Source organism: Ensifer sp. GW101-20A05 (assembly GCF_059424735.1).
In genome coordinates this window covers 142032-154409 of record NZ_JBWKZT010000013.1, presented here as the reverse complement: position 1 = coordinate 154409, position 12378 = coordinate 142032, and the positions used below count along the sequence as shown (strand labels likewise).

The window sequence follows — 12378 nt, the reverse complement described above, 5'->3', positions numbered from 1 at the left end:
CCCAGGGTCTTCGCTCAGCGTTTTTCGGCTCTCGCATGCATGACGCGGCCGATGAGGTTCATGAGAACCTGCGCGGCCAGAATCGAGGTGCCTCCGGTGTGGTCGTAGTCTGGCGCCACCTCGACGAGATCGATGCCGACGATGTTCCCGCGCTTGGCAAGCGCCGCCACGATCTCCAGCACCTCGTAGTAGATGAAGCCGCCATGCGACGGCGTGCCGGTGCCCGGCGCGATCGACGGATCGAAGCCGTCGATATCGATGGTGACGTAATAGCGCGCGCCGGCCGGCACCCGGTCCACCACGGCGTCGGTGCCGAGTGCCCGGATCTGACGGACCGAAAGGATGTCGGAGCCCATCTTGCGGGCATCCTCATAACCTTCCTTGGCGGTGGAGGAGACGTTGCGGATGCCGAGTTGCGACAGGCCGCTGACATAGGGCTTTTCCGCCGCACGGCGCATCGGGTTGCCGTGGCCGTAGCGCACGCCATGGCGCTCGTCGACGAAATCGAGATGGGCGTCGATCTGCACGATGTGGATCGGCCCGTTCTTCTCGCAGTCGTCGGCAAAGGCATTGACGCAGGGGATGTTGATGGAATGGTCACCGCCGAGCACCACCGGCAGTGCGCCGGCGGCCAAAATCTTGCGCACACCGAACTCGATGTTCGCGTGGCTCTTCATCGTGTCGGTGTGGACGATGTCGGCATCGCCGATATCGACGATCGAGACCGCGCCGCTCGGCAGATAGGTGACGTCGTCCTCGTGATCGTAGGCGCCGCCGTGGCCGAAGGAAAAGAGGGTCGAGGCCTCGCGGATCGAGCGCGGTCCGAAGCGGGTGCCGGCACGCCACTGGGTGCCGCAGTCGAACGGAGCGCCGAGGATCGCCACGTCGGCGTCGATCGCGTCCCAGTCCGGCTGGTAGGGATATTTGCCGAAGGTGCAGATGCCGACGAACGGCAAGTTCAGACGCCCGGTTTCATAGGAATTGCTGGTCATGTGTCTCCTCCACAGATGAAGGAGTGTGCGGAAGGCCGATACACTTAAAAATATCTATGATTGGATGTTTAGTTGTGACTTAATCAATGCATGATCAACAAGGTTCGCCACCGCGTTCTCAACCTATCGCTGGGCGATGCCGAGCTCCGGCTGCTGCGCGTCTTTGCTTCAGTCGTGCAGCACGGCGGCTTTTCTGCCGCGCAGTCAGCGCTCGGCATGACGCAGGCGACAATCTCCACCCATATGCGCAATCTGGAACAGCGGCTGGCCTTGCGCCTGTGCACCCGCGGCCGCAGCGGCTTCCAGCTAACCGAGGAAGGGCGGCTCGTCTATGACGCGGCGCTCGAGCTCTTCGGCTCGCTGGAGAAATTCCAGAGCCGCATCGGCGAGGCGCAGGGTGAGCTTTCCGGCAATCTCAGCTTCGGCACCGTCGATGCGATGATCACCAATCGCGAACTCGACCTTCAGGGCGCGCTCGCCAGCTTCCATGCGAAAGCGCCGCGCGTGCATCTGGAAATTGATGTCGCAGCACCGCAGGTGCTGCACCAGGGGCTACTGAACGGCTCCTACCAGGTCGTGCTCATGCCATCGGTCGGCAGCGTCACGCCGCATGTCCGCAGCCAGCCGGTGTTTTCCGAAGTCCAGAAACTCTACTGCGCTGAGCGCCACCAGCTCTTTGCCCGCCCCGACGAAGAGCTCACCGACGCGGTGCTGGCATCCCAGTCCTTTGCCGGCCGCACCTATATGCTCAACGAGACGATCTGCGGCGTGAACTTCACCTGGGCCGCCGCAACGCCGCATATGGAGGGCACACTGCTGCTTCTGCTTTCCGGCGCATATATCGGCTTCCTGCCCGATCACTATGCAGACGAATGGGTGCGCACCGGCCGTCTCAGGATACTTGCCCCCGAGCGCATGACCTTCGAGGATATGTTCCATATCGCCTATCCCCGCAACAAGCCTTCACGCGCGGCCGAAACCCTGGCAGAGGCGATCACCGAGAGCGTACGAAAGCCGCGCTGATGTTTTCCGCTGCCCCGGAAACCGGGCCAGACGGCTCAGTCCTAGGACAATTTCAGGAAATGTGTGAAACGGTTTCCGTCCGGAATTGCGTTGCTTCAACGAGTTGGATCATTTCACTGTTTCGATGAAACGATGAAATGATCTGGGGCCGGTCCAGGTGTAGCAACCGCCGCATCGCTGAGGGCAGACATGGTGCAAAGCGGCGCAGCATGCGCCCTGCCCAGCCGGAAAACGCAAGGCAGACCGCAGTTTCACTCACGTCCTCACCGCCCCGCTTTGCAACCACGTAGCCGATGCCGCGCAGCATTTTCCGCTCCCTGCCCTACCGAACCCGAACGGGCTCGGCGTAGTAGGGCAGCCGGTCGATCCGCGGCGACCACAGTCCCTTGTCGACGACCGTGCGCACATGCGCCGCGATCTCCTCCGTCGGCGCGAACCAGACGTCCCCGCGCTGAAGAACCTGCTCAAGGAAGCGGTGCACTACTTCCCAGCGCGCAAGGCGTCCGGTGGCGAATGGATGCACGACCGGCACCCAGAGCGCGCCGTGCCGGTAGGCGGCCTCGAACTCCTGCGCGAAGGCGGCAAAGCCCTGCTCGGGCGCGCGGATCGGCATCATGTAGTCGAGATCCATAGACTGGACATATTGCGCCCAGTCGTCGAGACCCCAATGCGAGGGCAGCTCCACCAGGCGGCCCGCATCGCATTCCAACCCGCGGTGCAAATTCCTTCGCCCAGGAGCGCACCAGCCCGAGCACCCCATGCTTGGAGGCGACATAGGGCGATAAGGTCTCGCGGCGGTAATAGACCAGGTCGGACGCGGTCATGATCAGACGGGGCGGCACCTCCACTGTCCCCTCCATCAGCCCGATCGCCATTCTTCCAACGAAGAAGCTGCCGCGCAGGTTAATGGAGATCACTCGGTCGAAATCGGCGGCTGGAGTTTGCTATTGGGAGACGGTGCGCGTGCGTCCGAAGGCGCGCAGTAGCAGGTTCACCGAAACAGCGATCTTGTCGATGTCGGGGACGTCTCGGGAGTAGCGCCCGGTATAGAGCTTGACGATCATCTGGTCGCGCTCTTTGCCGCTGAGTTCGTAGTGAAGGTGAAGGTAGAAGCGCCTCTTGTCTCCGGCGCGCGAGATGTCGCCGCGCCGCTGCGTCACTTGCCTGAGATCTGCATGTAGCGGCTCGAAGCCATCAAGTCTGAGCGTCACCTGTGTGGACTGGAAACGCACTTCAGTCGGAACGGCGACCACCGCCTTGTCGAGTGAGAGGCTGACCACGCGCCCCGGCGTGCCGTCGACATTGGCGGGCTCATCGAGCCTAAAAGCCTGGAAAAGGCGACACGGTTTCTCAAAGCAGATGAGAGAAGCGATGACAAGGACGACGATGTTGATCCCCGACCATACGGCCCCAATCGCCGAAAAAGAGCCGTGTATCCGCGCCGTTTCCGGAACAATGTTGATCAGGAGCCCCAGTGCTGTGGCAGTGATGAAGCCCGCGATCCAAGAGAACGTGTAGGCATCGAAGGCGTTGGCCTCGTTACCGGTGCCTTTCGGGGTCACCTTGAACGGCTTGCCGAAGGGCCGTACGAGGCTGGAAACGACCGTCGGCAGCATGCGAAAGGTTGCGAACGTCCCGACGGCGCTGGAAACTACAGGGAGGTAGCGCGTCGGGGTGATCCACAGCATCAACAGGAAATAGGCCGCCAGAACGGGGAGCTGGTTAGAGACATAGTCGGCAACGCCGGTGAAGTGCAGCGGCAAGGCGCCGAACCAGAGATAGGCGATTGGCACCATCAGGACGATCAGGCGCACGACGTACTGCACGAGCCAGGACATGGGAAGAAACATGATCCGCTGGAACAACGACAAGCCCGGTCCGCGCAAGGGGCCGTTGTGGAGATAGAGCGTCTGGATGCCGCCCTGGCACCAGCGCTCTCGCTGGACGAAATAGCCCGTCAGGTTCTCGGCTGCCAACCCCATCGACAGGCGCTCGTTCAAGTAACGGGTCTTGTAGCCTTTGTTCAGCATCGACAGTGTCGTCAACAAATCTTCGGTGATCGACTCCGTCGGGAAGCCGCCAATCGCGTCGACTGCCTTGCGGCGGGCGATCGAGCACGACCCACAGCAGAAGCTGACATCCCAGACGTCGCGGCTCGGAGCGATCTCGTCGAAAAAGAGGCGCTGTTCGTCCGGCCAGATGTTCTCCAGGCCCAGGTTTGACTGGACCGGATCGACATTGAAGAAATGCTGCGGCGTCTGGACGATCCCGATCTCCTCGTCCGAGAAGAACGGCAAGGTACGCTTGAGAAAATGGCGATAGGGGACGAAGTCGGCATCGAAAATGGCAATGAAGTCGCCCGAACTCGCTCGGAGCCCGTTGTTCATGTTTCCGGCTTTCGCGTGCGCATTGTCCGTTCGCGTCAAGTGGACCGCGCCTCGCTCTGCGCAGAAGGACTTCAGCCAATCACGCCGGCCGTCATCGAGGACATAGACCTTGAACTTGTCTTTCGGATAGTCGAGTGCCAACGCCCCGACGATCGTCCGCTCCAAGACATCGAGCGGTTCATTGTAGGTCGGAATAAAAACGTCGACTGTAGGCAAATCCTGTTGTTCGCGAGCGAAGTACGTCTTTCCCAAGCGGTCCGCTTCGGAACTCCGGTCAACGTATCGGCTCATCAAAATGAGGAAAAGAACGACCTCGGTGAAGGCAAGGAGCTCGATGATGAAGACAACCCAAACCCACCACGCGTTCGCGCCATCGGCTGGATAGGGAAGAACGGTCTCGAAAAGACGCCAGACCATATAGCGCAGTGCGACAGCGCCAACGACGGCGCAGGTGATGGCGCGCGCCCAGCTTTGATGCCGTGACCAGTTGGATGGCCCAAGCAGGAAGAAGGCGATAACCAGCAATGTGGGCGCGAGCGCTAAAAGAGGTTGAACCACAAGCCTTTGATCCACTGCGTCAGTTGCAGATTGTGCCTGGAGATGCGTACCTGGGCGGTCCGCCCCACCTGGCAAAAATTGCCGAAATCGGTGTTGAGCGCTGAGGGTATGAGTTGAACGCGGATCCTGGCATCGCGCTCCTCGGCCTCCGGCTCCTTGGCAGCTAGATTGTCCTTCTCGACAACGGCAGAAGAGCCTTTGACTGCCTGCACTTTCGCCTTGAAGACTTCGCTCCGACCGAGGAGCCGAACCTCCGCTTCGCGACCCGGATAGATCTCGTCGTAATCGACTTCGGGAACGAGGATATCGACGAAAAGCTCGCGGCAATCGAGGATACGCAGCAGCTCGTTGTTCAAGATGACATTGGAACCGTTGACGACGTTCCGGGTCCACACCACGCCGCTGAATGGCGAAGAGACCGCCGCCAATTCGAGACTGCGAACGCGCTTCTCTTCCTCGACCAATTGATGGTCTATCTGGTCGGCGCGCGTGCTGTTTTCGACTATGCGGGTGTTGATATCGTTTATGCGAACGATCACCTCGTCCTGGCGCTGGCGGGAATAGGGTACATCGTTTTGACCATCGCCCACGATGAATATCCCCTGACGAAGCGCCGTCAGTCGTTGTTCGAGCAGCTCGAGCGACAGATTGCTGATCTCGACCTCGCCGCCCGTGGCGGCGCCCGCGGCAGCGGCCGACTCCACCATTTTGCGCGTAAAAATCCCTTTCGACTCCAACTCCTGCCGTCGGTCGAGGTCTACCTTGGCGACGAAGTCCTGGGCGCGAGATACCTCGACCCGCTTCTGCAGGATGCGAAGCTCGCGTTCCAGACTTGCAATGGTGGCGTTCTTGAAATTCTCGAGCCGATCGGCGAGTTGGGTGCGCAACGCGACAAGTTCGTCCCGTTCCCGTTCGAGCGCCGCAACGCGATCAACCGCGGTCTTTCCTTCCGCCTGCAGCGAAGCAAGGATCGCCCGATTGACCCGATCATTGCGGATCGTCAGAAGCGTCTCGTTTGCGGCTACCGGGGTGCCGATCCGGGGTGGTGCCTGCTCAATCTCGCCATCGATCGGCGCGTTGATCACTGCAAAGCGAGCGTTGACCGTGCCATCAAGGCTGGTAAAGCCCGTGAGCCCCGGCAAGAGCACGACAATGGCAAGTGCCAGAAGCAGGATCCCAACGACAATGCGTGTGACGCGATGGTTCAGGAGCTGCATGCGCAATCCCACTCACTACCGTTGACAACGACGACGGGGCTAGCGACATGCTCCCACCGCCGGGTTAACTTCCGGTGAGATGACGAGATGAACAACCCTCAAAATTGTATGTTTTGCAGCTGAAATTTGTCCCATTTTCGGAAGATTCGGACGGGCTACCGCCTTGTGTGCGGCCGATTTTCAGACAGAGGCGCGGGCGTCCGCGGGCCTCCTCTTCTCTCAGCAAACCATCGCACTTGAGTGATCGTGCACTTCTCCGCCAAATAGCGGAGCGAGGGTAGGTTCGGAGAGCAGAAACCCTTGAACATGTGTTGCTCCCGCGGCCTGCGCGGCTTCAAACTGCGCATAGGTTTCGACGCCTTCAATGACCACGACCGGGGCGACGCAGGATGCGAGACCGACCATGTGCGAGAGAAAGCGCTCCGCGTCGTCACGACCCAGACGCAAAAAGAATCCGTCGATCTTCACGATGTCGACGGGCAGCGACAAAAGCGCCTCAGGTGTCGAGAACCCAGTGCCAAAGTCGTCGACGGCGATCCTGTAACCAAGCGCCTGCACACTTTGCAGAAACCGGCCGGCTATCGGAAGTCCCGATACGGGCAGACTTTCCGTCAACTCGAGCACAAGCCGCGATGCAAATCTCGTATTTGCAGACAGCAGATCGAAGAGAAGTGCTCTGTTGCGTTCGTCGGAAATACTTTCGACTGAAATGTTGCACCCGAGGACACCGGATGGCTGGCACGCGAGCCAGTTAAAAGCGAGGGCGAGCATATGCCTGTCAAGCGCGGCAACACGGCCTGCCGCCTCCAGATAGCCTATGAACTCGCTGGCTGCCATGATCTCGCCATCGGGTTTGACGAGCCTTCCCAGGCATTCCGAGTAAAGGACGCGGCCGACGTCGGCGACTGAGTTGATGTGTTGAAGAGAAAAGCCGACACGTCCCTGTTTCATTGCGTGGTCGAAGGCTTCCGCAACACGATCAAACATTCGAATTCCGCCTGGTTTGGCAACCGGCCCGACAACAATCAACCGGAGCCGGCTGCCTGTCTTTGTTTTACTGGACGCTTTCTACTTCCGGATCCGTTTCTACTTCCGGATCCGTCTCATCTACCGTCGATGGCGGCAGCGTTTCGCGGATTTCGTCGATCTTGCCGACCGCAGGGCCAACGCCGAGTATCTCCTTGGCTTCATCGACCATGTCGTCAGTCACCACACCGTCCTTGGTGAAGCTGGCAAGCGCATCACGCAGCGCTTCGTCGCTCAGCGCCGGGTCCGTGGGGATGGCATCCTCACCGTTTTCAGCCTCAAACTCGGCATAGGCGATCGCATAGGCCCGAACCCCGGCCATCTTGGGATCGTTCGAATTGAGGTAAGCGTGGTAATTCCGGTTGAGCGAACCAAAGCCCGGCGCGTTCCCCGGCGTTACCGGTTCAACAACCGGATCCGACTCCACCGGCGCCGATTTGACGACCTTCTCGGCCTTCGCCGGCTTGGACGCTTTTTCCTTGCCGCTTGATGTGTGGGTCTTCTTATGCGATTTCTCGCCGGACTTGTTTCCCTTCGTCTCCTTACTTCCGCGCGCATTATCGGACTTGCCGTGGCCGGAACTGCCACCACGATCACTGCCGTGGCCGCCACCATGGTCACCACCGTTTCCGCCACCATGGTCGCCGCCGTTGCCGCCCTTGGCATAGGCGAAACCGTTCAGCCCCAAGTTGCCGCCAGCCACCGGCGCGATTGCCAGTGTCAGTGTCATGATGCTTCGCGCGATCAGTCTCGTCATGGCCATGATAATCTCCTTATTCCAACTTGCTGTTCACTGTCCTTTCGCGGACTCAGGCGAACGATCATTGATGCACGGACGATATCTGCGCCCCGGACACGGCGCCATTGGCCCCAGACCATTGCCTTCGCGCTTGGGACTTAGGTCCGGGCCCAAAGCATCAAAGGTCCGATCAAGCTCGCGTCGATCGTCCTGCCATTGACCGCGTTTCGAGAGTGGTTAGGTTGAGCTGAGCTTGCTACAATCGTCGCGCCGCACGAGCCGGCGGCCCGATCCGAGAGACCTGGTGCGCTTCAATCAACTTATCACCCGCTGGAATTCTCAATCGCTCGCCAGGCAGTTTCTGCTGATTGGGGGAGCAGTCTCCGCATGCGCCATGGTGTTGATCGGAGCCTTTGTTTCGAACCGGATCGAAGATGCGGTCACCCGGAACTCGGCCGCGACGACTGCACTCTATGTCGATAGTGTGATTGCGCCGCTGCTGCCCGACATGCAGAGGAACGAAGTCCTAGACGGGACCGTGGCACGCGCGCTGGATGAGACCCTCGGCCAAGGCGCACTGGGTGACCGGCTTCTCTCTTTCCGCCTTTGGCGCGCGGACGGCACGCTCCTCTATTCGAGTGATCGGGCCGCTGTCGGCACGAAGGTTGAGCTTAGCGGTGAATTGCAAACCGCATTTTCCGGCAAGATGGCCGCGCGCTTCGATCGGGAAAGGAACATAGCGACTGATAAAGGTTCAAGGGTACCGGCGCTTGTGATCTACAATCCCGTACTGCAGCCCTGGTCCGGGCAGGTGGTTGCCGTGTCGGAATTCCACGAGGTCGCCAATGAGTTTCAGCAAAGTCTCAATGAGGCGCGCATGCATACTTGGTTGGCGGTCGCGGCCTTCACACTTGCCTTCTTTGTCGTGCTGTCGGCAATCGTGCTTCGCGGTAGCAAGACGATCGAGAGCCAGCGCCATGCCCTCAAGCAACGGGTCGAGGAACTCTCGGAATCGCTCGCGCAGAACGAAAAGTTGCGGGGTCGCCTCCAACGCGCTTCGCAGCGCGCCACCGCGTTGAACGAAAGTTATCTGAGACGTATCGGAGCGGACCTGCATGATGGCCCGGCCCAACTCGTCGCCTACGCCTCGCTCAGGTTGGATAGTGAAGCCTTGAAGCGCAGCAAAACGCCGGCCGGCACGCGCGACCGCGAAATTGGTGCGATAAAGGCGAGCTTGGACGAAGCGATGCAGGAGATTCGCACGATCTGCGGCGGCCTGGTCCTTCCGCAGATAGAAACGGCGGGTCTGACCGAAATCCTGCAGCGGTGCGTAAAGGCGCATCAGCAGCGGACTGGTTCACCCGTCGAGCTGCACTTGACGAAGCCTCCCGAACGCCTCTCGCAGGCGGCGAAAATATGCATCTACCGGTTCGTGCAAGAGACCCTCAACAACGGCTTTCACCACGCCGGCGGTGTCGGACAGCAGGTTACGCAGCGGACGGATGGCGACCGTGTCACGATCGAGGTTACCGATAGTGGACCCGGTTTTGACCCGGACACAGTTCTGCCCACAAGTCTTGGTCTTGCCGGCTTGCGAGAACGGATCGAAAGTCTCGGAGGAACGTTCGAGCTCGTTGTGGCAGCGACAGGTACAACCGTTCGCATGACGACCAGCGTCAAGGAGATATGACAATCATGGTGTTTCCCATTCGCGTTGCTATCGTGGACGATCACCCCTTGTTTCGGGAAGGTGTGACGCGGAGCCTGTCGGAGATCGAGGGCTTTGAAATTGTCGCCGAGGGCAGCTCGAAGGACGATGCCACCCAGATCGCGGAGCGCCTTGGACCGGATATCATGCTCATGGATATCTCCATGCCCGGTGGTGGTTTGGAGGCCATACCGGCGATCCTGAAAATCGCCCCATTACAGAAGATTATCATGCTCACCGTTTCCGAAGACGGCGACGACGTGACAACTGCGCTGGATCGAGGTGCCACCGGGTATGTGCTGAAGGGCGTCGGTGCAAGAGCGCTTGCCGAGGTCATTCGCACCGTGGCTTCGGGAGAGCGCTATGTGGCGCCGACCTTGTCTGCCAAGCTTCTGTCCAGCCGGACACCAGCGGCAGGCGGCAAGTCCGGCCTGATCGCCGGTCTAACGCCTCGTGAAAGGGAAGTTCTGGAATTGGTGGCAGCAGGTATGAGCAACAAGCATGTCGCAATCCAACTGGACCTGCAGGAAAAGACCGTAAAGCATCATATGACGCAGATCATGACAAAGCTGGGTGTCGGCAACCGCACTGAAGCGGCCATGGTACTACGCGACGCGCGCGAAGTCTGATCCACGTCGAACAAGGATGGCGCAACCGGCTTCGTGCGCCTACCCTCACCTAATGCAAGAATGAATCTATCCGTTTTCTATCGTTTGCCGTCGCGCGGCGGTTGATGATGGTGCGTCCGCGGGCATCCTTCATGATGTAGCGGCCATTCGCGATCTCTTCGGTAATGCCGCCTTCGTGGCGAACGCCGACATCCTGTCCATTGGCCTTTGCGTTCCCACGATTGGAGTTCTTGGAACGCTCGCTGTTGGAATTGGAGCGGTCACTGCCATTTGAACTCCCACCACCGTTCCCGCCGCCGCCTCCACCATTCCCGCCGCCGTTGCCGCCACCGTTCCCGCCATTTCCGCCCCCGCCTCCATTACCATTGCCACTGTTGGCGAAGGCGACCGTCTTGACGATCGTAAGCCCAGCGCTCGACGTTTCGAGGCTGTAGGGTAAGGAGATGGCGAGGGTGCAGACTGCCGGCAAGAATGCTGTCAGGATCATCCGACGCGTGATCATAATGTCTCCAAGGTCATTTCGTGCGCAAGCGCACTCAGCGCGGCGGGTATCCAACCGACTTTGCCCTTGACCGAGACGCACAGTCAACTCGCTCCAGCAAAGATCCTGGCTGCACAGGACCTTTCCCTTACCCCGGCTGGACCTTCGTCCCATCCAAGCCAGACTATGGTCGGAAGACCGGGCGGGGGTCCGCTGGTGCGATCCGGCGGATCAGCCAGGCAAACGCGCTTGAGCCGGTCTCTGACTGGAGGGTTGCCGGGTTTAGCCTGATGCCGCCGTCTGGTTAAAAAGACGGCCCCCGGAGGAGCCGATGAGGTAAGCGAAGGGGCCAAATGTCAGGATCACCGATCTATGAAGGCTCCTGGTTGACCCCATTTGAAGGGCATGCTGTTCGGGCGGGGCTAGATATTCGTCGATTGCCGCGCCGGCGTATGGTACTTCTCCAAAAGGTAGAGTGGTGCCAAAGGTTCCGCCATGGGACTTCAGTCTCACTCCTCGCGGCAAAGGTCTTAGTTCCGTTGTCGCGCGTTCCGTTCACCCTAGTCTTCCTGTTCAGCCCATGGCACTTCGGCCCGTACCGCCATGGGAGGGTAGCGGCTTCGGAGCGGTCCTATCGTCCCCGCCCGACGGCTCTGGTGCCGCTGCCCCATCTTTCCGGAGGGTCGTCAGAAGTACTTTCGAAACCTCTCATCGCGGCGTGAGATAGGTGTCCGGGAATTCTCGTTCTGAAACGGCAAAACTCTCGCCTGGTAGGAATCCCAGAGGACAAAAGCCTATCGGGCAGGTCCCCTTCCGTTGAGGCTCAGGCGGTCATCGCGAAAAAAGAGCCTCTACCCGCCAAGGAAGAGGCTCAGTCGGTGCTTGCGATTGGCCTCTGCAGCGGGGACTGCATCGAGGGTGGCAATCGCAATGAGAAAAGGGTGACTGAGGCCCCGCCCAAAGACAACTTCCCTAAAGGGACTAGCCCTGATTAGCCGAAGATATAACCGGGTGCCTGCACAACAAAATGCCGGGCAGCGGTATAAGAGCGTGGCAGCCGCACACCTTACAATCTATTCCTCATGAGCGATTTCAAAGCCAGCGTCCTGCGCAAGAACCAACGTCTCAATCGGAACAGTGGCGTTGCAACAGTCGACCAAAAGGCCTGTCGTCGTATACCAAGACGGGCGGACGCCCGGTTGAGGATTAGATTGCTTGTCGGCCTCGCTGCTGGGGTCCTGTCCGACATAAGACCTAAGTCCTATTTGCGCCGGCAAAGGTCCTACTCTGCTTGTGACGCAATTCAATCCCAGAATATCCTAACTACAACCATGGCGTCATCCACCGCCACGGCCGCAAAAGTGGTTCCAGAGTCGCTTGTGACGCCTTTCCGGGCGACTCTGGATCACAGCGCCAAACTTGCTCGCAGGTTCATTAATAATAATTAAGAATCCGAACCTGCTGCATCTCATCTCTGCTTTTCGCTGGGACATTTATGCCAGACGGCTCGGCCGCTCAGCCGCAACGCTATCGATGCCCTTACGCTGATCCGGCTTCGCGAAGCGGCACAACTTCTGATATATTAGATAGTCCTTAAGGATGACTTGAAGGGCCCATA

General features: G+C 59.7%; 11 protein-coding genes and 1 pseudogene. 3 read left to right on the top strand and 9 right to left on the bottom strand.

What is annotated here, in order from left to right:
• Positions 1–14 precede the first annotated feature (14 nt).
• The gene (gene speB / locus AC070A_RS26600) at positions 15–992 is read right to left on the bottom strand and encodes an agmatinase (protein WP_218373797.1); all 978 of its coding nucleotides are present in this window, start codon (positions 990–992) and stop codon (positions 15–17) included.
• A 90-nt stretch (positions 993–1082) separates the two neighbouring features.
• Here speB and AC070A_RS26595 point away from each other — a divergent pair, with 90 nt between their 5' ends.
• Positions 1083–2015: a LysR family transcriptional regulator gene (locus AC070A_RS26595; RefSeq protein WP_113737981.1), complete on the top strand. Its 933-nt coding sequence runs from the start codon at positions 1083–1085 to the stop codon at positions 2013–2015.
• Positions 2016–2067: 52 nt separating this feature from the next.
• Here AC070A_RS26595 and AC070A_RS26590 read toward each other — a convergent pair whose 3' ends face one another.
• The 7 genes and pseudogenes from AC070A_RS26590 to AC070A_RS26560 form a co-directional block, all read right to left on the bottom strand.
• Complete coding sequence (locus AC070A_RS26590) at positions 2068–2322, bottom strand: hypothetical protein (RefSeq protein WP_492383984.1); 255 nt, start codon at positions 2320–2322, stop codon at positions 2068–2070.
• Between the two features lie 15 nt (positions 2323–2337).
• A complete protein-coding gene (locus AC070A_RS26585; RefSeq protein ID WP_492383985.1) occupies positions 2338–2724 on the bottom strand; it encodes a polysaccharide deacetylase family protein in 387 nt (128 codons plus the stop codon).
• A 13-nt stretch (positions 2725–2737) separates the two neighbouring features.
• Positions 2738–2944, bottom strand: a pseudogene (locus AC070A_RS26580) (SDR family oxidoreductase); the annotation flags it as partial.
• 15 nt (positions 2945–2959) lie between these two features.
• The gene (locus AC070A_RS26575) at positions 2960–4960 is read right to left on the bottom strand and encodes a glycosyltransferase (RefSeq protein ID WP_218373790.1); all 2001 of its coding nucleotides are present in this window, start codon (positions 4958–4960) and stop codon (positions 2960–2962) included.
• Positions 4942–6177, bottom strand: a complete 1236-nt coding sequence (locus AC070A_RS26570) for an HlyD family secretion protein (RefSeq protein ID WP_112994705.1) — start codon at positions 6175–6177, stop codon at positions 4942–4944. Before AC070A_RS26570 ends, AC070A_RS26575 begins: the two co-directional genes overlap by 19 nt.
• Positions 6178–6396: 219 nt before the next feature.
• Positions 6397–7164, bottom strand: coding sequence for an EAL domain-containing protein (locus AC070A_RS26565; protein ID WP_218373788.1), 768 nt, complete (start codon positions 7162–7164; stop codon positions 6397–6399).
• Between the two features lie 67 nt (positions 7165–7231).
• Complete coding sequence (locus tag AC070A_RS26560) at positions 7232–7966, bottom strand: hypothetical protein (protein WP_218373786.1); 735 nt, start codon at positions 7964–7966, stop codon at positions 7232–7234.
• A 280-nt stretch (positions 7967–8246) separates the two neighbouring features.
• Between AC070A_RS26560 and AC070A_RS26555 the strand changes: the two genes are divergently transcribed.
• Together AC070A_RS26555 and AC070A_RS26550 are read left to right on the top strand one after the other, a co-directional pair.
• Positions 8247–9632 (top strand): sensor histidine kinase, encoded by a 1386-nt coding sequence (locus AC070A_RS26555; protein WP_309239063.1) that lies wholly within the window; start codon positions 8247–8249, stop codon positions 9630–9632.
• Between the two features lie 5 nt (positions 9633–9637).
• Entirely contained in the window at positions 9638–10279 is a 642-nt protein-coding gene (locus AC070A_RS26550; RefSeq protein ID WP_218373781.1) for a response regulator, read from the top strand.
• Positions 10280–10328: 49 nt separating this feature from the next.
• Here AC070A_RS26550 and AC070A_RS26545 read toward each other — a convergent pair whose 3' ends face one another.
• Positions 10329–10781, bottom strand: coding sequence for a hypothetical protein (locus AC070A_RS26545; protein WP_057248693.1), 453 nt, complete (start codon positions 10779–10781; stop codon positions 10329–10331).
• Positions 10782–12378 lie beyond the last annotated feature (1597 nt).